This is a genomic window from Streptomyces sp. H51, from assembly GCF_035656535.1.
In the GTDB taxonomy this organism is placed as follows: domain Bacteria; phylum Actinomycetota; class Actinomycetes; order Streptomycetales; family Streptomycetaceae; genus Streptomyces.
The window spans coordinates 32,162-50,709 of sequence record NZ_JAYMHD010000087.1 but is presented as its reverse complement, the minus strand read 5'-3'; the positions used below and the strand labels follow the sequence as shown (position 1 = coordinate 50,709).

Annotated in this window: 21 protein-coding genes; 11 read left to right on the top strand and 10 right to left on the bottom strand. The window is 72.5% G+C overall.

Annotation, left to right across the window (positions count from 1 at the left end; translation table 11 throughout):
• Positions 1–85 precede the first annotated feature (85 nt).
• The 3 genes from VKA29_RS33895 to VKA29_RS33885 all read right to left on the bottom strand — a co-directional run bounded on the left by VKA29_RS33895 (position 86) and on the right by VKA29_RS33885 (position 2,183).
• Entirely contained in the window at positions 86–1,075 is a 990-nt protein-coding gene (locus VKA29_RS33895) for a hypothetical protein (protein WP_324789879.1), read from the bottom strand.
• 255 nt (positions 1,076–1,330) lie between these two features.
• Positions 1,331–1,696 (bottom strand): hypothetical protein, encoded by a 366-nt coding sequence (locus VKA29_RS33890; protein ID WP_324789878.1) that lies wholly within the window; start codon positions 1,694–1,696, stop codon positions 1,331–1,333.
• 1 nt (position 1,697) lies between these two features.
• Positions 1,698–2,183, bottom strand: coding sequence for a TetR/AcrR family transcriptional regulator (locus VKA29_RS33885; protein ID WP_324789877.1), 486 nt, complete (start codon positions 2,181–2,183; stop codon positions 1,698–1,700).
• A 189-nt stretch (positions 2,184–2,372) separates the two neighbouring features.
• Between VKA29_RS33885 and VKA29_RS33880 the strand changes: the two genes are divergently transcribed.
• Positions 2,373–3,227 carry a hypothetical protein gene (locus VKA29_RS33880; protein ID WP_324789876.1) on the top strand — a complete coding sequence of 285 codons (855 nt, stop codon included), beginning with the start codon at positions 2,373–2,375 and terminating at the stop codon, positions 3,225–3,227.
• On the opposite strand, the gene VKA29_RS33875 is transcribed toward VKA29_RS33880, so the two are convergent.
• Together VKA29_RS33875 and VKA29_RS33870 are read right to left on the bottom strand one after the other, a co-directional pair.
• Positions 3,208–3,465 (bottom strand): DUF397 domain-containing protein, encoded by a 258-nt coding sequence (locus VKA29_RS33875; protein WP_324789875.1) that lies wholly within the window; start codon positions 3,463–3,465, stop codon positions 3,208–3,210. The genes VKA29_RS33880 and VKA29_RS33875 overlap by 20 nt on opposite strands.
• A complete protein-coding gene (locus VKA29_RS33870; protein WP_420718629.1) occupies positions 3,462–4,307 on the bottom strand; it encodes a helix-turn-helix domain-containing protein in 846 nt (281 codons plus the stop codon). Before VKA29_RS33870 ends, VKA29_RS33875 begins: the two co-directional genes overlap by 4 nt.
• Before the next feature lie 115 nt (positions 4,308–4,422).
• Here VKA29_RS33870 and VKA29_RS33865 point away from each other — a divergent pair, with 115 nt between their 5' ends.
• From VKA29_RS33865 to VKA29_RS33850, 4 genes are all read left to right on the top strand, one after another.
• Positions 4,423–4,812 carry a hypothetical protein gene (locus VKA29_RS33865; protein WP_324789874.1) on the top strand — a complete coding sequence of 130 codons (390 nt, stop codon included), beginning with the start codon at positions 4,423–4,425 and terminating at the stop codon, positions 4,810–4,812.
• Positions 4,813–4,952: 140 nt separating this feature from the next.
• A complete protein-coding gene (locus tag VKA29_RS33860; protein ID WP_324789873.1) occupies positions 4,953–5,792 on the top strand; it encodes a hypothetical protein in 840 nt (279 codons plus the stop codon).
• 114 nt (positions 5,793–5,906) lie between these two features.
• The gene (locus VKA29_RS33855; RefSeq protein ID WP_232108223.1) at positions 5,907–6,170 is read left to right on the top strand and encodes a hypothetical protein; all 264 of its coding nucleotides are present in this window, start codon (positions 5,907–5,909) and stop codon (positions 6,168–6,170) included.
• A 5-nt stretch (positions 6,171–6,175) separates the two neighbouring features.
• The gene (locus tag VKA29_RS33850) at positions 6,176–6,580 is read left to right on the top strand and encodes a hypothetical protein (protein WP_324789872.1); all 405 of its coding nucleotides are present in this window, start codon (positions 6,176–6,178) and stop codon (positions 6,578–6,580) included.
• Between the two features lie 54 nt (positions 6,581–6,634).
• Here the strand turns inward: VKA29_RS33850 and VKA29_RS33845 are convergent, their stop codons facing one another.
• The 4 genes from VKA29_RS33845 to VKA29_RS33830 form a co-directional block, all read right to left on the bottom strand.
• On the bottom strand, positions 6,635–7,285 hold the full coding sequence (locus VKA29_RS33845; protein WP_324789871.1) for a hypothetical protein: 651 nt from the start codon (positions 7,283–7,285) through the stop codon (positions 6,635–6,637).
• Positions 7,286–7,414: 129 nt separating this feature from the next.
• A complete protein-coding gene (locus VKA29_RS33840; protein ID WP_324789870.1) occupies positions 7,415–9,856 on the bottom strand; it encodes a dolichyl-phosphate beta-glucosyltransferase in 2,442 nt (813 codons plus the stop codon).
• Positions 9,853–10,554 carry a GntR family transcriptional regulator gene (locus VKA29_RS33835; protein WP_324789869.1) on the bottom strand — a complete coding sequence of 234 codons (702 nt, stop codon included), beginning with the start codon at positions 10,552–10,554 and terminating at the stop codon, positions 9,853–9,855. Before VKA29_RS33835 ends, VKA29_RS33840 begins: the two co-directional genes overlap by 4 nt.
• Before the next feature lie 151 nt (positions 10,555–10,705).
• The gene (locus VKA29_RS33830) at positions 10,706–12,064 is read right to left on the bottom strand and encodes an aspartate aminotransferase family protein (RefSeq protein ID WP_324789868.1); all 1,359 of its coding nucleotides are present in this window, start codon (positions 12,062–12,064) and stop codon (positions 10,706–10,708) included.
• Between the two features lie 179 nt (positions 12,065–12,243).
• Here VKA29_RS33830 and VKA29_RS33825 point away from each other — a divergent pair, with 179 nt between their 5' ends.
• From VKA29_RS33825 to VKA29_RS33815, 3 genes are all read left to right on the top strand, one after another.
• Positions 12,244–12,849, top strand: coding sequence for a DJ-1/PfpI family protein (locus VKA29_RS33825; RefSeq protein WP_324789867.1), 606 nt, complete (start codon positions 12,244–12,246; stop codon positions 12,847–12,849).
• Complete coding sequence (locus tag VKA29_RS33820) at positions 12,846–13,304, top strand: helix-turn-helix domain-containing protein (RefSeq protein WP_324789866.1); 459 nt, start codon at positions 12,846–12,848, stop codon at positions 13,302–13,304. Before VKA29_RS33825 ends, VKA29_RS33820 begins: the two co-directional genes overlap by 4 nt.
• A gap of 81 nt (positions 13,305–13,385) precedes the next feature.
• Positions 13,386–15,437 carry a serine/threonine-protein kinase gene (locus VKA29_RS33815; protein WP_324789865.1) on the top strand — a complete coding sequence of 684 codons (2,052 nt, stop codon included), beginning with the start codon at positions 13,386–13,388 and terminating at the stop codon, positions 15,435–15,437.
• Between the two features lie 249 nt (positions 15,438–15,686).
• On the opposite strand, the gene VKA29_RS33810 is transcribed toward VKA29_RS33815, so the two are convergent.
• Positions 15,687–16,439 (bottom strand): SLATT domain-containing protein, encoded by a 753-nt coding sequence (locus VKA29_RS33810; protein WP_324789864.1) that lies wholly within the window; start codon positions 16,437–16,439, stop codon positions 15,687–15,689.
• Between the two features lie 312 nt (positions 16,440–16,751).
• On the opposite strand from VKA29_RS33810, the gene VKA29_RS33805 reads away from it, so the two are divergent.
• The 3 genes from VKA29_RS33805 to VKA29_RS33795 all read left to right on the top strand — a co-directional run bounded on the left by VKA29_RS33805 (position 16,752) and on the right by VKA29_RS33795 (position 18,477).
• The gene (locus VKA29_RS33805) at positions 16,752–17,096 is read left to right on the top strand and encodes a YbaB/EbfC family nucleoid-associated protein (protein WP_324789863.1); all 345 of its coding nucleotides are present in this window, start codon (positions 16,752–16,754) and stop codon (positions 17,094–17,096) included.
• 60 nt (positions 17,097–17,156) lie between these two features.
• Positions 17,157–17,756 (top strand): recombination mediator RecR, encoded by a 600-nt coding sequence (recR, locus tag VKA29_RS33800; RefSeq protein WP_324789862.1) that lies wholly within the window; start codon positions 17,157–17,159, stop codon positions 17,754–17,756.
• 61 nt (positions 17,757–17,817) lie between these two features.
• Positions 17,818–18,477 carry a DUF5063 domain-containing protein gene (locus tag VKA29_RS33795; protein WP_324790223.1) on the top strand — a complete coding sequence of 220 codons (660 nt, stop codon included), beginning with the start codon at positions 17,818–17,820 and terminating at the stop codon, positions 18,475–18,477.
• Positions 18,478–18,548 lie beyond the last annotated feature (71 nt).

Below are 18,548 nucleotides of genomic sequence, written 5' to 3'. Positions count from 1 at the left end.
CCGCAAGGCCGCCCTGGCAGACCGGGGTCAGTATTCCCGGACTCTGAGGGGGGCAATTTTCGCGAAGCATTGACAGCAGCACCAGCTAGAAGATGCCGGCCGATCCACGCTGCGCGAGGTTCTTCAGGATCGTGCGCATCCACGGGCTGCGAACGGCCGGCAGCCGGACCAAGGTGTGCCGGAAGGTTCCCCGGTCGACCCGGAACAGGTAGGCGGGGCGCGGCGGGATCGGGTCGTCGCGGAGGACGTCCCGGGGGATGCCGCCCGACGCGGGAACCGGCAGGTACCGCGAGGGGGAGACCAGCCGCAGCCACACCCCCAGTGGCAGGGGGACCCGGTATGCCGATGCGGTCGGGCCGACGGGAGCCCAGGTCTGACCTGTCTGGGGATGGACCGGCACGAGGAGGATGTCGGGGCCCGCGTCGGGGGAGGGGACTCCTGGTCCGGCCAGGACGGCGCGCCGCGTGGGCGGGCCCGCGGGCAGCAGAGCGTCGAGCGCGCGTTGGAAGACGTCCGCGGTGAGACCGTCGGGAACCTTCACCGACTGCCCTTCGGAGGCCACCAGCAGGTGGGCGAGTGCCTGGCCGGCTGCCGCCTCCCAGCGCGGACTCCACGACCAGTAGTGACTCGACCCCGCCCGGCCTCCCCATGTGGCTATCGGCTCGAACGGGGGCGTGCTCTCCGCCCTCTCCGCCAGCTCCGCCCAGGAGAGCGGCGCAGCGGGTTCACCACCGACGGGGACGCGGCGCACGGCGTCCGAGCAGAGCCAGACGGACTGCCAGAGCGAGCAGTCGTCGACCCTGGTCGCCACGGGCAGGTCGCACGCCTCGCAGGCCGAGTTGGGCCCGTCGGCCCCGTTGAGGCCGCAGCAGGCACCCCCACCCTTCTCGGGGATCAGCCGGGTTCCGCGGACATCGCCGGGCGCGATGACGATCGTCCCGGCCGCGCGGTCGGACAAGGCGTGGACCGGCGCGTAGATGCCGCGCGCCTCCGCCTCCTTGGGATCGATCTCGTCCCACATCCGCCACGGCCCTCCCCAGGGGTCGGGGTCCACGGCGAACGTCCCTGACTCCATGAGTACCGGAAGCTGGGCCCCGTCCCCGTAGCTCTGACGGGCGTGGGCCGGAAGGGCGACCTGGGACAAGGGGACGGTCAGCTCGGCACCGCACCCCCGCACAGACGAAAACGAACAACAGCGCCCTCCGCGTGGGAATCCGCATGGGAAGCAGACGCATCGACCCTCTCACGCCGCGTCGAGAGGACCGTCCGCACGTGGTCGTCGGCGAACACGTGCGGGGCTGCCCGTAGCGGCCGAGCCGGAAGTCGGGTCTCAGGCGCGGGTGATGGACTGTTCGATGAGGGCCACGGTGGCGCGGGGATCGTCGACCTCGATCACCAGGCGGTCGTAGCTTTCGCCGTCGGCGAGTTCGATGACGACCGCCTTGTCCGGGTTCTTCACGTCCCAGAAGAGGCGTTCACCGTTGTGGCGGAAGCGGCCGGCGGTGATCAGGCCGGGGAAGTAGGTGCCGGCGACGCGCATGCCCTTCGGTTCCCGGGCGATGCCGGGGTCGTGGGTCGCGCCACGCACATGGGCGAGGGGTATTTCCAGGCGGCTCTTGAGAGTCCAGAGCTTGTCGAGGCCCTGGAACTCGGCGGTCAGCAGGCCGCGTTCACGGTCGATGGAGATCAGGGCCATGTCAGTGCTCCTTGGGGGAGGTCGGCTGGGCGCGCAGCCGCAGGCGGGTACCGAGGACGGTGGAGGCGAGTTCGGAGGCGGCGTCACCGTGGGAGGGGCGCAGGGCGTCCTCCAGCGCGGTGATGCCCTCGGTGACCAGCGCCGCGACCTCCGGGTCGTGGGCGGCGCGTTCGGCGGCGGCCAGGAGGAGAAGTCCGGCGGCCGGGCCGCTGTCGTACGAGGCGATGGCTGCCGCCAGTGCCTGCGCGGGGTCGGTGAGGGCGGCGATGGCGGCGGTGGTCGGGTGGATCTCCTGGTCGAGGTGGTTGCGGAGGACGGTCAGGTGCAGGCCCCGTTTGGAGCCGAACACCTTGTAGAGACTGCCTCGGTGGATGCCGGTGGCAGTGACCAGGTCGTCCACCGAGGTGCCCTCGTAGCCGTGAGTGGCGAAGACGGCGGCCGCGGCACTGACGGCCTGCTCGGTGTCGAAGGCGCGTGGTCGTCCCATGTCCATGACCGTATGTGATTCAAGAACGACCAGTCAAGAACGATCGTTCTTTTACGGGGGGCCTCCGTCATGGCCGTGACCTGCACACACATCGGCCTCGCACGTTCATCTACTCTGAGACCTCATCAGCGGGCCCTTGTTCTGGAGCGCACTCGCCCAGGGATTCGCTGTCGAATGTGGGGGGAACACATGCGAAAGCTCGCCATAGGCGCCGCCCTGTCCGGTGCCCTGGCTCTGACCGGCCTGACCGGCCTGACCGCGCCGCTCGCCTCGGCCGCCACCACCGGCCCGGACCTGGTCTTCTCCGACGTCGTGGTGAACAAGGGCAAGGCGATCGTGGTCGGTACGAGCGCCACCGTGAAGGTTCCGGTGACGTACACGCTGACCCGGCCGTCCGACCTGGTGATCGACTACAAGACGAACTTCGTCGGTGTGCTGCTCTACCGCGGCCCGCTCCGCGACCCGGCGAACAGCATCGAACCCGACGGCGCGTCGACCTGCACCACCACGTCCACGACGGACACCACGGTGACCGAGGCGTGCACGGAGACGATCGGCGTCGAGCCGCGGTCCGACCTCTACGCGGCCGCCGACGCCACCACCTGGAAGGCGGGCGGCTTCTACAGCCACCTCGAAGAGGACGACGACGACTCCGACGGCCACGTCGGTTTCGGCTACGGATACGAGGTCTGGGGCGACGTCGGCACCGCCCAGATCAAGCGCGCCGCGAAGCTCACCGCCGACGCCTCCCCGGAGCCCGTGGTCAAGGGCAAGACGCTCACCGTCAAGGGCGCGCTGACCCGGGCCCGTTGGGCCACCGGCAGGTACGAGGGCTACGCGGCCCAGTCGGTGGCACTGCAGTTCCGCCCGGCCGGCAGCACCACGTACACGACCGTCAAGACGGTGACCTCCGGCACCGGCGGCGCCCTGTCCACCACGGTGAAGGCCACCAAGAGCGGCTACTTCCGCTACCAGTTCGCCGGCACGGCCACGACCGGCGCGAAGACGTCCACCGGCGACTACGTCAAGGTCGACGCCGGCTGAGCGGACGGTGCAGGAAGGCGGCCCAGGCCTCACCGGAGACGGTGAGGTGTGGGCCGTCGGCGTTCTTGGAATCCCGGACGTGGACGGCACGGGGGCAGACGGCCACCTCGACACAGTTGCCGCCGCTGCTGTCGCTGTACGACGACTTGTGCCAGTCGTAGGCGACCTCCACACAGTTGCCGCCGCCGTCGTCGCTGTAGCTGGACTTGAACCACCGAAGCGTTCCTGTGCCGGTCATCGTTCCTCTCCCGCCAACCGCTCGATGAGGCTCAGTGAGTCGTCCGGACTCAGCGCCTGTGCGCGGATCCTCGCATAGCGGTGGGCGAGCCGGGAGACCTCCGTGGGGTCGCTGACCAGAATGCCCTGGTCCTCGATCTCCAGGTAAACGACGTGCTGGTGGTCTGCTGTCTCCACGAGCTTCATCGGGCCGCGAGCGCCTGCGTAGGTACCCCGCAGGCCGCGATCCAGCGGTAGTACCTGCACGCACACGTTGTCGCGCCGGGCATCCTCGGCGAGTGACCGCAACTGCCCTCGATGGACATCCCAGTTGCCGAACGGCCGACGCAGCACCGTCTCTTCGAGGATCAGCTCGATGAACGGCACCGGATCCCGGTCGAAGAGCGCCCTGCGGGCCAGCCGCGCCTCGACCAGTTCCTCGCGCTTGGCCTCGGACACCGGCGGGTAGCCGCCACCGATCAACGCCCTCGCGTAGTCCTCCGTCTGGAACAGGCCGTCGACGACGAGCGTCTCGTACGAGGAGAGTGTCAGCGCCTGCGCCTCCATCTCCGAGAAGCCACGGAAGCGCGCCGGGTACTTCTCCAGCAGCATCCACTTGCGTGCCGTCTGGAACACCCCCAGCCCGCCCCCGATCGCCTCCTCCAGTTTCGCCAGCATCTGGTCGCTCGCGGGCTGCGCGCACGTCTCCATCGCGCTGATCGCCGACGCCGTGTAGCCGATCAATCGGCCCAACTGCTCCTGCGAAAGGTCCTGTTGCTCCCGCAACGCCTTCGCCAGGGCGGCGACGAGATGTGCTGTGCCGCCCGCCTCCGTCTTGTTCTCGGCCCGCGCCATCGCGGTCACCCCCGGACTCAACCGAACCCAACCGGTCATGACTTGCTGTCGTCGGTGTCCGACCGTGGTTGACCAGCGACGCAGAGTCATGAAGAAACTAGCCGTACCTGCCGAAACTCTCCCCATGAACACAGAAAGTGCCTGGATCCCGGCGAGGGGCATCCAACTCCGCAAGGCCGGAGTCCAGTTCGACGCGGTACGGGTCGACGGCGACGAAGGCCGCGCCCTGGCGGACCGGCTCGCGCTGGTGACCGGCGGTGATCCCGGTCCCGTGGTGGAGGAGGCGAACGGGCGCCGGGCGGTCTACTTCCTCGTGCCGGTCGGCAGTACCTCCCACCGCGCCTGGCCGGACGGCGTCACGCGGCTGACCGCGGGTCCGCACCACGTCTCGTACATCCCGGTCCCCGCGCTCGACGGGGAGACGTGGCCGCTGAGTTGGCGCTACCGCCCCACCGGGTGCGACCGGCTCGTCCACACCCTGCTCCTGCGGACCGCGCTTCACTCGCCGGAGTGAAAGACGGGAAGTTCCGCCTGGTAAAAGCCCGTTCCGGCTTGCGCTCGTCGCTCTGCGTGCCCATAGAGTCACGGCAGCAAAGAAACGCCCCCGCGGTGCGCCAACACCCGGGGGCTCGACACCAGGAGCCAAACCTCCCGATGCGCATTCATCGTACGACGCCCACGCGCGCCTTTTCCGTCTTCTCCAACGCTCTTCTGCGCGATCGCAGTATCTCCTGGTGCGCGGTCGGCGTACTGACGTACCTATTGAGCCTCCCCGACGAGGCCCGGGTCACCATCCGTACGCTCGCCGGGCAGCGCAAGGAGGGCCGGGCCCGGATCGCCGCCGCGCTGCATGAGCTGGAGGAATCCCGGTATCTGCGGCGGGTGGTGCGGAAGAGCCGGGAGAACGGCCAACTCTTCACCGTCTACGAGGTGTTCGACACCCCGTACGAGGACGAGCCACCCGCGGGTGAAGAGGAAGAAGTCCAAAACCTGGCCTCCGGCGTGGCGGACGGCGAGCCCTCGGGCCCGCTCCCTTCGGGAGAAAAGACCGGGGTGCAAGAACCTCCCTCCCCGCCGCCGGCGGGCGCTGCGGAGGCTGCGGACGCCGCAGCCGCGATCGGCGAACGCACGGCGCTCGCCGCGAAGTTGCTCGGCTCGCTCGGGCGGGCCGAGCCCCGGCTCACCCTCGGCGCGGCCGATGCGCTGCGGCTCGCGCCGCTGGTGGAGGAGTGGTGGGACGCGGGGGCGAGCAGCGCGCAGGTGCGGGCCGCGTTGGTGGACGGTCTGCCGTCCCGGGTGTACTCGGCCGCCGCGATCGTGGAGAACCGGCTGCGCCGCAAGCGCCCGGCCGGGCCGACGGCGGCGCCGGTCACGGCGGTCGGGGTGGTGGCGGTCGAGGTCCGCAGGCCCGGCCCCTCCGCCTACCGGGAGGCCGCGCGGCGCGGCGGCGCGCTGGCCCGCGCCCTGCTGCGGGGGCAGCCGACGCCCGCGTAGGCACACAAGCTCCCGGCCGCACACCCGTGTGGCCGGGTTGACCCGACAGAGAGGAACGTGATGACCGCGGTACTTGAGAGGCCCGAAACGGTATACCGGCAGTATACTTGCGTCATGGCTGACACCACCGTCAAGGTCGATCCCGCTGTCCGTGACCGCCTCATGGTGCTTGCCCGCGAGCGGGGAATGACCATGCGCGACCTGATCGCCGAGCTGGCGGGCGCCACTCCCACGCAGGAGGAACTGCGCAAGCGGTACGAGGAGACGAAGGCGTACTGCGAGACGCACTTCGGTGTGACGCTCACGGACGAGGACCACGACAGGGTGGAGAAGGTCTGGCAGGACCTTGAGGCCGGCCGGCCGGTGGACAGCCTGTGAGCGGCATGAGGGCAGGGTCGACCGGCGTCGTCTTCGACGAGTCCGCCCTGCTGGCGCTGGGGTCGGGGAACCCGCTCGCCTCGCAGTTCGTCGCGAACACCGAGCACGGAGCCACCCGGCACGTCTACGTGCCCGCGCTCTGCCTGGCCGCTGCCGACGGCATGCGCAAGGGGCTCGCCGAGCACGTCGGCGCCCTTCCCGCCGTCGAGATCGTCGAGTTGGACTTCGCGGGTGCTTCCACCGTGGGCGCGTTGCTGCGTGACGGGGTCGAATGGCGGCTCGGCCACGCGGTCCACCTGTCCAGGCCGACCGTCGACTGGCCGGACGGACGGCACGTCGTGACCGCGGACCCCGGTCTGTACGCGGACATGCCGCTCGTCCGCACGATCAAGTTGCCGCGCGGGCGGTGAGCCGGAAGGGCACCCGCCCGCGCGGGTGCCCTTCCCCCACCTCGGGCAGCCGGCTCAGCTGAAGACGATCATCGAGCCCTGGGCCAGGGACCGGGTCGCCGCCGCGTGCAGGCCCAGCCAGACGTGGCGTTCGCGGGCGAAGGGGCTGGGGTCGTACGGAGCGGGGACGGCCGGCTCCTCCAGCTCGGTGGGGGCCGCCGGGGGCGCCGGGGCGGCCGGCGGGTTGGCCGGGTCGATGCCGATCGACGGGGCCACGAACTCCAGCTCCCGCAGCAGGGCCTGCGAGGAGCCCAGCGGGCCGCCGTTCGCCAGCAGGTCGTCGTTGGACAGCGGGGCGGGGAAGTCGACGGGGACGTACGCGCCCGCGTGGTCGTAGTGCCAGACCAGGTGCGACTGCTGCGCCGTCGCCTCGAACATCTCCAGCAGCTGCTCGTAGTCGCCGCCCAGGGCGTCGACCGGCGTCAGCGGGAGCCCGCACAGTTGGAGGAGGTAGACGCGGCGCAGGAAGTGCAGCGCGTCGTAGTCGAAGCCGGCCACCGGGGCGACCTCGCCGGAGAGCCCCGGCATGTACTGGTAGACCGGCACCGGCGGCAGCCCGGCCTCGGCGAGCGCCTTGTTGTATTGCGCGAGTTCCTCGGCGAACGGGTTGTCGGGCGTGTGACACAACACGTCGACGAGCGGTACCAGCCACAGGTCACAGGCCAAAGAGGGCTCCTCAGACAACAAGCTCGGACAACGAGCTCGGACAGCAGGCTCGGACAGCGAGCTCGGACGGCAGCAGGGTGGTCATGGCAGGGTAGTCGGTGCGGCCCGGGGTGAGCCGCTTCGTTCGCGTCAGCTCGCCTCGCGCGGATACGTCTCGTGCAGGTCCCATACCCACACGCCGTCGACCCACTTCCCCTCCCGGCCCACGAGTTCGGTGACGGCCCTGCGCAGGGCGTCGTCGTGCTGCTGCGGGGCGACCACCAGCACGCCCGCCTTCCAGAAGGCGAAGTCCCGGCGGGCCTGCGCCCGCCAGTTCTCGCCGATGGCCGGGACCACGCCCGTGTAGCGGACCTCGCGCAGCATGTTGGAGGTGTAGCGCGGCGGGGCGCCGTAGATGCCGATGCGGTCGTCGCCGTAGGGGCCGTTGAAGTAGCCGCCGGGGAGCCGGAAGCCGAGGCCGGCCTCGGTCTGCCAGTGCAGCGCCTCCGCGTTGCCGGGGTCGGGAAGCGGCACGGTGACGAGTGACTCGCCCTCGCCGACGTAACGCTGCCACGCCCCGTCGGTGAAGAAGGCCGGGGTCTCGGCCCGGTCGACCGCCTTCAGCGGGGCCGGGATCAGCGGCAGCAGGGCGAGGCAGACGCCGAGCAGGCCGATGTACTGGGTGCCCGTGCTGCGGGTGGCCGCCAGCCTGTCCACCGCGAGCGCGAGCAGCATGCCGAGCACCGGCGCGCAGATCATCGCGACCCGGCCCTCGATGACCGACTCGAAGAGCGGCTTGTGGGCGAGCAGGGCCCAGGGGCCGGGGAAGACCTGGTCCGTCATCGGGATGCGGAACTTCGGCCCCAGGGAGAGCACCGCGGCGGCCACCGCGGTGAACGCCAGCGCCTTGACCAGCGCGCGCTCCCACAGCCGTACGGTGATCGCGAAGGCGACGGCGACCAGCGGCCAGCCGTAGAAGGCGTTCTGCTCGGTCGGGTTGAGCGAGAGGGCGTTCGCGCGGGCCGCGTCGCCCCACATCAGGGAACGCTCGGCGAACGACAGCAGGGCGAGGGGGCTGTTGCCCGCGTTGTCGCCGTGCAGCACGCTCCGGTAGCTCTGCGGGCCCGCGAACTGCCAGGCCAGCGGGAGGGCGACGAGCGGCAGGCAGACCGCCGCGCCGATCGCCAGGCCCTTCAGCAGCGGCCGCCAGGCGGCCCTGGCGACGTCCCGCCGCACGACCCCGTAGGCGCCCGCGAACAGCACCATGCCGATCGAGGCGAGCAGCAGCGGCTCCTCGCCGAGGAAGACCTGATAGGCCGCCATCAGGCCGAGCACGATCCCGTCCCGCACGATCCGGGTGCCCGCGCACAGGCGCAGGGCGCGGTCGACGATCAGCGGGATCATGAACAGGATCACGAAGTTGGGGTGCGCGTTGGCGTGGCTGACCATGGGCGGCGCGAACGCGGCGAGGGCCGCGCCGGTGAAGGCCGCGGCGCGGCGCCGTACGACCCGTTTCACGATCAGCCGGTACCAGGCGGCGGCCGTGGCGGCCAGGCCCAGCGCCATGGCCACGCTCAGCGAGATCGCCGGCCCCGCGAGCAGGGTCAGCGGGGCGAACGGCACGGACAGGCCCAGCATGACCGTGTTGGCCATGAGGTTCACGCCGTCGGGGAAGCCCTGGAGGTCGGTGAAGAGCGGGTTGCGCAGATGGGCGACGTTGTCGGCGGTGACCGCGAAGAACCACTCCCACTGGTTCTGGTCCTGGAGGGAGTCGGGTAGGTAGCGGTGGCCCGGGTCGGACAGCCGGCCCGAGTACAGGGCCGCCGACATCAGCAGGAACAGGGCCGCGGCCAGCAGGTCGGCCGGGCGCACGGCGCGGGCGCGCAGCAGGGTCAGTTCGGCGAGGACCCGGAGGTAGTCGAGGGAGCGCACCTTCGAGCCGGGCTGGTGGGACCAGCGGACGGGGACCTCGGCGATCTGCCGGCCGGCGCGGTGGAAGTGGCGCAGCACTTCGACGTCTATGCCCCAGCCGTTGAGCCGGGAGTCGGCGAACGCCTCGCGGGCCCGGTCGCCCTCGAACAGCTTGAAGCCGCACTGGGTGTCCCGTATGCCGGGCACGGCTGTGCGGCGTATCAGCACGTTGCCGGCGCGGCCGAGCAGTTCGCGCAGCCGGTGCTGGCGGTCCTCGATGGTCGCGCCGGGCACCGAACGGGAGCCGATCGCCGCCGCGTTGCCCTCGCTCAGCGCCTTGTCGAGCTTCTCCAGCTCCTCGATCGGCGCCGCCAGGTCGGCGTCCGTGACCAGCACGTGCCGCCCGCGGGAGGCGGCGACGCCCAGGCGCAGGGCGCTGCCCTTGCCGCGGTTGCGGGGGTCGGCGACCAGCCGGACGCGGGGGTCCTCGCGCTCGGTGACCAGGTCCCCGGTCCCGTCGCTGGAGCCGTCGTCGGCGACGACGACCTCCCAGGTGCCCCAGCGGCCCTCGTTCTCGCCCAGGTAGCGGGTGACGGCGTCGAGCGTCGGTCCGAGCCGCCGCTCCTCGTTGTAGGCGGGGATGACCACGGAGAGGTCGACGACCTCGGCCGGCCCGCTCACCGGGCGGCCAGCCGCTCGATCAGGGTCAGCGCGTGGGCGTCGCACGCCTGGACGATCGCGCGGGCGGCCGCGGTGTCGCGCTGCGCCAGGGCGTCGACCAGATCGGTGTGGCGGCACCACAGCACGCCGCGCAGGTCGGCCAGCTTGCGCAGGTGCTGCACCGCGCACACCCAGGACTGCACGCGCAGCCGGTGCAGGAAGTCGGAGAGGTAGGGGTTGCCGAAGAGGGCGCCCAGTTCGCGCCAGAAGCGCAGGTCGTAGCCGATCAGTACGGTCAGGTCGCCGGCGAGCGCGGCCCGCCGGGCCTCCTCGGCGCGGCGCCGCACGCCCGCCAGGGCGGCCGCGACACGCGGGGCGTCGGTGCGCCGGAACCGTTCGTGGCCGCGCTCGATGGCGTCGAACATGCCGTCGGTCACCAGGCCGCGGGCTTCGACGATGCCGCTGTAGTCCGCCACGGAGTACTCGTGGACGTGGAATCCGCGGTGCTGGTCGGCGTCGAGGAGTCCCTGCGCGGCGAGATCGACCAGGGCCTCGCGGACGGGAGTCGCGGAGACCCCGTACTGCTCGGCGATCTCCTTCACCGTGAACTCCTGCCCCGGCTGGAGCCGTCCCGCCAGCACCTCGTCGCGGAGCGCGTCGGCTATCTGCTGCCGCAGGGTGCTCCGGGTGACGGCGCCGCCGCCGCTGCTGGGGGGCATGGGTCGGGCGTCTCCTCGTCGCGGTCGGGTGGCGTGCTCGCGCACGTGCTCGTATACCTTTACGAGCACGCCACCTTACGCGTTCGGACTCCCCGGGTTGCGGCGGACGCCCGGCTGTGGGCGGCCGGCGGCGGGAAAGCCGGACCAGGGCCTACTGGACCGTGTACTCGTCCGCCACGGACAGCGCGGCGTCCAGTGCCGCCAGCCCATCCTTCAGCTCGGCCTCGCTCGTGTTCAGCGGCGGCACGACATGGGTGCGGTTCATGTTCACGAAGGGCCAGATGCCGTGCTTCTTCGCGGCGGCGGCGAAGGCGGCCATCGGGGCGTTCGCCTCGCCGGCCGCGTTGTACGGCACCAGCGGCTCGCGCGTCTCCCGGTTCTTCACCAGCTCGACCGCCCAGAACATGCCGGTGCCGCGGACCTCGCCGACGCTGGGGTGCCGCGCGGCCAGCTCGCGCAGGGCGGGGCCGACGACGGACGCGCCCAGGTCGCGGGCGTTCTCCACGACGCCCTCCTCCGCCATGGCGTTGATCGTCGCGACGGCGGCCGCGCAGGCCAGCGGGTGACCGGAGTAGGTCAGGCCGCCCGGGTAGGCCCGCTTGCCGAAGGTCTCCGCGATCGCGCCGGAGATGGCGACGCCGCCCAGCGGCACGTATCCGCTGTTGACGCCCTTGGCGAAGGTCATCAGGTCCGGGACGACACCGAAGAGGTCGGCCGCGAACCACTCACCGGTCCGCCCGAAGCCGGCCATGACCTCGTCCAGGATGAACACGATGCCGTGCTTGTCGCACAGCTCCCGCACCCCGGCCAGGTAGCCGGGCGGCGGCACCATGATCCCGGCCGTGCCGGGGATGGTCTCGAGGATGATCGCGGCGATGGTGCCGGGCCCCTCGAAGGCGATGGTCGTCTCCAGGTGCTCGAGCGCCCGCGCGCACTCCTGCTCCTCGGTCTCCGCGTAGAAGCGGGAGCGGTACAGGTAGGGCGCCCAGAAGTGCACGACCCCGGCGGTGGCGCTGTCGGAGGCCCAGCGCCGGGGATCGCCGGTGATGTTGACGGCCTGCTGGGTGCCGCCGTGGTACGAGCGGTACGCCGACAGCACCTTGGCCCGCCCGGTGTGCAGCCGTGCCATGCGCACCGCGTGTTCCACGGCGTCGGCGCCGCCGTTGGTGAAGAAGATCTTGTCCAGGTCCCCCGGCGTCCGCTCGGCGATCAGCCGGGCGGCCTCGGAGCGGGACTCCACGGCGAAGGCGGGCGCGAACGTGGTCATCCGCGCGGCCTGCTCCTGGATCGCGGCGACGACCTTCGGGTGCTGGTAGCCGATGTTCGTGTAGACGAGCCCGCTGGTGAAGTCCAGGTAGCGCTTGCCGTCGTAGTCCCAGAAGTACGAGCCCTCGGCGCCGGCGACGGCGAGCGGGTCGATGAGTTCCTGCGCGGACCAGGAGTGGAACACGTGCGCACGGTCCGCGGCCTTCACGGCCGCGCCGGCCTCGGGGTTTGGCTGAGGGGTCATGCCGGGGAGCGTAGGCGCCCGGGAGGGGGAGGCGACATCGGCGTTCTGTCCCCGGGTCGGCGGGACGGCGCGACAGTCTGTCGACGGTGCCCGGATCTCCTTTTGACAGCATGCTGCCTAAGCGACAGCATGCTGTCGTATCCGTCCGTGTCATCGCGCCGCCGTGCCGAGGAGGACCCGTGCACCGTCACCCCGTACACCTCGCCGTCTACGACACCCTCGCCGACTGGGAGACCGGGTACGCGACCGCTTCTCTCGCCCGGGCCGGGTACGAGGTGCGGACGGTCGGCGCCTCGGCGGACACCGTGCGCAGCATCGGGGGGCTGGCCGTCCGCCCCGACCTGGTCCTGGACGACGTACGGCCGTCCGGCAGCTCGCTGCTGATCCTGCCGGGCGCCGACCTGTGGGACGCGGGCGACCGGCTCGCGCCCTTCGCGCGCAAGGCGCGTGAGTTCCTCGACGCCGGGGTGCCCGTCGCCGCGATCTGCGGTGCCACCGCCGGGCTCGCCCGCGAGGGACTGCTCGACGAGCGCGGGCACACCAGCGCGGTGTCCTTCTACCTCGCCGCCACCGGCTACCGCGGCGGCGGGCGGTACGCCGACGCCGACGCCGTCACCGACGGCGGCCTGGTCACCGCCGGGCCGACCGAGCCGGTCGCCTTCGCCCGGGAGATCCTGCGGCTGCTCGGGGTGTACGAGGGCGAGGTCCTGGACGCCTGGTACCGGCTGTACCACGACTCCGACGCGGAGGCGTACGCCGTGCTGCAGCGGGCCGGTGCCCGGTGAGCCGGGAGCGCCAGGAACTGCTCAGCCGCGGCGCCCTCGGGGCGTTCCGGCTCAATGGCCAGTTCCTCGCCGTCGCGGAGGAACTGGCCCGGCCGGCCGGGCTCACCGCCGCCTGGTGGCAGGTGCTCGGCGCGGTCCTCGCCGAACCGCTGCCCGTCTCCGGGATCGCCCGCGCCATGGGCATCACCCGGCAGAGCGTCCAGCGCATCGCCGACCTGCTCGTCGAGCGGGGGCTCGCCGAGTACCGGCCGAACCCCGCGCACCGCCGCGCCAAGCTGCTCGCGCCCACCGAGGCGGGGCGGGCCGCGGTCGGGCGGATCGGTCCCGGCCACGCGGCCTTCGCCGACCGGCTGGCGGAGGCCTTCGGACAGGACGGGCTCGCCGACGCCGTACGGGTGCTGGAACGGCTGTCCGAGGTGCTCGACCGGCTCGGCACTCCTGTTACGGAACCGTAGAGGCGGCCCCGCCCCGCCGCCCGGGACGTCCGCACTATCGTGGGGGCCGTTGCACAAGGGCGGCACGGGGGAGGGCCTGCGATGGAGAAGCTGCAGGCGGGGGATCCGCAGCGGATAGGCGCGTACCGGCTGCTGGCGCGGCTCGGCGCCGGCGGCATGGGGTACGTGTATCTGGCGCGGTCGGACCGCGGGCGCACCGTCGCCGTGAAGCTGGTGCGCGAGGAACTGGCCGCGCAGGAGGAGTTCCGGGCCCGGTTCCGGCAGGAGGTGCAGGCCGCGCGGCAGGTCGGCGGCCACTGGACGGCGCCGGTGCTGGACGCCGACACCGAGGCGCCCGTGCCGTGGGTCGCCACCGGGTACGTCGCCGGGCCGAGCCTCCAGCAGGTCGTCGGGCACGACCACGGGGCGCTGCCCGAGCGGTCGGTGCGCATCCTCGCCGCCGGGCTCGCGCACGCGCTCCAGGACATCCACGCCGCCGGGATCGTGCACCGCGACCTGAAGCCGTCCAACGTGCTGGTGACCATCGACGGGCCCCGGGTCATCGACTTCGGCATCGCGCGGGCCATGGAGACCGTGACCGACGGCGGGCTCACCCGCACCGGGGCGCTCGTCGGCTCGCCCGGCTTCATGGCGCCCGAGCAGGTGCGCGGCGACCGGATCACCCCGGCCTGCGACGTCTTCTGCCTCGGCTCCGTGCTGGCCTACGCCGCCACCGGCCGCCTCCCCTTCGGCGGCGCCAACAGCGGGGTGCACGCCCTGATGTTCCGCATCGCCGAGGAGGAGCCGGACCTGGAAGGCGTGCCCGAGGGGATCGCCGACCTGGTGCGGGACTGCCTGAGGAAGGACCCCGCGGCCCGTCCGACGCTGGACCGGATCCTCAGCCGCACCGGGGCCGACGACACCGTCTCGGACGGGCGGTCGCGGGAGCCGTGGCTGCCGGGCGCGCTGGTTGCCCAACTCGGGCGGCACGCGGTGCAGTTGCTGGACTCGGAGGACCCGCAGCGGACGGCGGAGATCTCGCTCCGCAAGCCCGGGACCACCGACCCCGGCGCCGCTCCCGCCACGACCGGCCAGGACGCCGCCGCCGGCCCCGACGGCGGCCAGGACGCCGCCGTCGGCTCCGGTGGCGGTCCGGCGCCGGCGCCTCAGCCGGGGCCGGCGGCGCAGTCGCAGTCGGCGCCTCAGCCGGGGCCGGCGGCGCAGCCGGGGCCGTTCGCGGTCCCGCCCTCGCCGGGACGGCCGGGCGACGGCGCGCCGCTGAACCACCTCCCGACCATGGCCGCCGGCCGGACGACCCCGTCCGCGCCCGCACACCCCGCCTACGGCGCGCCCCAGCAGCACCCCCAGCCACCCGGCTACGGCCACCCCCAGCAGCCCGGTGCCTACGGCTATCCGCAGCAGCAGCCCGGTGCCTACGGCTACCCGCAGCAGCCCCCGGGCGCCTACGGCGGGCTCGGCTCCACCCCGCCGTACGGGCCCACTCCGCCGTACGGGCCCAACCCGCCGTACGGTCCGTCGTCGGGTTCCGGCGCGGGCGCCCCGCCGGAACCCCCGCGCCGGAACGGCCGCTCCACCGCGGCCCTGATCGTGATCGCCCTGGTGGTCGCGCTCGGCGCCGGCGGCACGGTCTACGCCCTCCTGAACGGCGGCGACGACCAGGCCGACGACAAGCACTCACCGCCGCCCACCAGCAGTGCGCCCCCCACTCCCGGCCCGATCACGCCCACGCCGACGCCGACGACCGCGTCGCCGTCCCCCTCCGACTCCGCCTCGCCGGACGGCACGATCCCGGCCGGCTACCTGGGCACCTGGACCGCCACGATCACCAACGCCGACGGAGAGCACACCCGGCGCCTGACCATCCAGCAGGGCGAGGTCGGCGACACGGTGCTGTCCCTGACCGCCGACGGGCCCACCAGCAGCGGCGACTACCACTGCGTGTTCCAGGCCGCGCTCAGCGAGAAGCCGGCCGACGGGGGACCGCTGGAGATCGGCCCGTCCACCGTGACCTCCGGCGGCGACTCCGGCTCCTGCTCACCCGGCGGCGCCACCGAGATCACGCTGCGGCCGGACGGCACGCTGGACCGCGTGAACACGAGCAACGGCGAGTCGCTGACGTACACCAAGCAGTGACCGGCGTCTCCGCGGTGCCGGGGGTCTCCGCGGTGACCGGCGCCTCCGCGGTGTCCGGGGTCTCTGCGGTGGCTGGCGTCTCCGCGGTGTCCGGGGTCTCTGCGGTGGCTGGCGTCTCTGCGGTGCCTGGCGTCTCCGCGGTGCCGGGGTCTCTGTGGTGCTCGGGGTCTCTGCGGTGGCTGGCGTCTCCGCGGTGACCGGCGTCTCCGCGGTGCCCGGCCGACCCGCGGCCGGCCGCCCGGCTCCGGGTCAGCGGGGCTCGGGCGGGCGTTGGCGGGGCATGTTGGGGCGGGCGCTCGCCGCTCCGGGCGGCAGCGGGAAACGCGCGTGGCCGTTCACCGGCTCCGGCCGCGCGCCGGGCGTGGCCGCCGACTGGATGCTCATGGGCGTCGGGCCCGTGCGGAACTCCACCATCCAGCCCGCCGTCTCCGTGCGCACCAGCTCCGCCACGTCCTCCGAGAACCGGCGCAGCACCCCAAGGCACCGCTCGGCGGCCTCGCTCGCCGTGCCCTCCGCCGGACCGAGCACCTCCCGCACGTTCTCCGATGCCCAGTCGAACTGGAGCACCTGCAGCCGCCGCTGCACGGCCTGCGCGGTCGCGACGTCCCGCATCCAGCCCGAGGTGAAGCCGAAGACCCGGTCCAGGGCCACGCACGCCACCGCCAGCAGCAGCGCCGGATACCCCCACACGGCCGCCCCGTCGGCCCATCCGGTCAGGTCCAGCAGCGGCAGCGCGGCCCCGGTGACCGCACCCGCCGCGGCGCCCGCCCGCAGCGCCCGCGCCGCCCGCCGCTTGCCGACCCGGTCGGCGAGGTACCAGGCCGCCGTCTCCAGCGCGCCGCGCTCCGCCCAGCGGTACAGCTCGTGCAGCCGCTCCGCCGGCTCCCCCCAGTCCCCGACGGGAAAGGGCCGCCCGGTCTGGTCGCCCGGCCGCAGCCCGGCAGGCCCTTCGCCCCGCTCGTCCTGAGACGGACCCTCGGGCTGCATCTCCGGCTGACCCACCCGGCACTCCCTACTGATCCGAACCCGCCGGTCGCGGACCCTGCCGGTCCCGGACCCGCCGGTCCCGAGCGAACGTCGCCTGACACCGTTGACACGTTGACACCGTGACGCGTGTTGCCGACGCGCCGGACCCTTCCTACCGCTCAATGGGTGGCGAAGAGGCGTCTTTCTCCTCCTTTCCGCCCGGAAGGGGGTCTTGATCAGGTATAGGACTCGGAATCCACTCACCCGAAAGAGTGCCGGGGCGGTGCGTCCGCGGACCGCGTAGGCTCGGGGCGGACGGCAAGACCCTGTGCGGACAAGGAGCTGATCGTGATCCCCGGTGGTGGCCAGCCGAACATGCAGCAACTGCTGCAGCAGGCCCAGAAGATGCAGCAGGACCTGCAGAACGCGCAGGAGGAACTGGCGCGGACCGAGGTCGACGGCCAGGCCGGCGGCGGTCTGGTGAAGGCCACGGTCACCGGCGCCGGAGAACTCCGCGCCCTGAAGATCGACCCGAAGGCGGTGGACCCGGAGGACACCGAGACCCTCGCCGACCTGATCGTCGCGGCGGTCCACGCGGCCAACGAGAACGCGCAGACGCTGCAGCAGCAGAAGCTCGGCCCGCTCGCCCAGGGCCTGGGCGGCGGCAGCGGTATCCCCGGCCTGCCCTTCTAACCGGGGCCGCGGCCAACTACCGTACGTACCGTAAGGCACCACAGGAAGGACGGCAGTCCGTTGTACGAAGGCGTGGTCCAGGACCTCATCGACGAGCTGGGGCGGCTGCCCGGCGTGGGTCCCAAGAGCGCCCAGCGGATCGCCTTCCACATCCTGCAGGCGGAGCCGACGGACGTACGGCGGCTGGCGCAGGCGCTCCTGGAGGTCAAGGCGAAGGTCCGCTTCTGCGCGGCCTGCGGCAACGTCGCGCAGGAGGAGCTGTGCAACATCTGCCGTGACGCCCGCCGCGACCCGTCGGTGATCTGCGTGGTCGAGGAGCCCAAGGACGTCGTGGCGATCGAGCGCACCCGCGAGTTCCGCGGCCGGTACCACGTCCTCGGCGGGGCGATCAGCCCCATCGAGGGAGTGGGCCCGGACGACCTGCGGATCCGGGAACTCCTCGCGCGGCTGGCCGACGGGGCGGTCACCGAGCTGATCCTGGCCACCGACCCCAACCTGGAGGGCGAGGCGACCGCCACCTACCTCGCCCGCATGATCAAGCCCATGGGCCTGAAGGTCACCCGCCTGGCCAGCGGCCTCCCGGTGGGTGGCGACCTGGAATACGCGGACGAGGTGACCCTCGGACGCGCCTTCGAGGGGAGACGACTCCTAGATGTCTGAGATGACCGACGCCACGCTGTCCGACGCCACGCTGCCCGAGGCCACGTTGTCCGACCCCGCGCTGTCCGGCGCGACGCTGCACTCCACGGCGCACGACCCGGACGACTTCGCGGTCCAGATCGCCGACCAGGTCGAGAGCTTCCTGGTGGCCGTCACGGAGATCGCGAAGGGCGACGAGCCGGGCTCGGCTGTCCCCTTCCTCCTGCTGGAGGTCTCCCAGCTGCTGCTGGCCGGCGGCCGGCTCGGCGCGCACGAGGACATCGTGCCGGAGGAGCGCTACGAGCCCGACCTCGGCCCGGAGCCGGACGTGGACGAACTCCGCGAGAACCTCGCCCGGCTGCTGGACCCGGTCGACGTCTACTCGGAGGTCTTCGACCCCTACGAGCCCCGCAAGGCGCCGGTGCCGGCCCGCATCTCCGACGACCTGGCCGACGTCATCACCGACCTGCGCCACGGCATGGCCCACTACCGCGCGGGCCGCGTCACCGAGGCCCTGTGGTGGTGGCAGTTCTCCTACTTCTCCAACTGGGGCGCCACGGCGTCCGGGACCCTGCGCGCCCTGCACTCCGTCCTCGCCCACGTCCGCCTGGACCAGCCCCTGGCGGAGCTGGACGGCCTGGACACCGACCAGGGCATGGGCGACGAGACGCTGGAGTTCGAGGCCGGCCGGGTGATGGCGGAGGAGATCGGCGGCCCCTTGGGCGTGCGCCCGCTGAAGTAGGCAGCCCCCCGCCCGGCACCCCCTGAGACACGCCCCACGTCCTGTGACACGCCCCGGGACCCGGCCGGCGA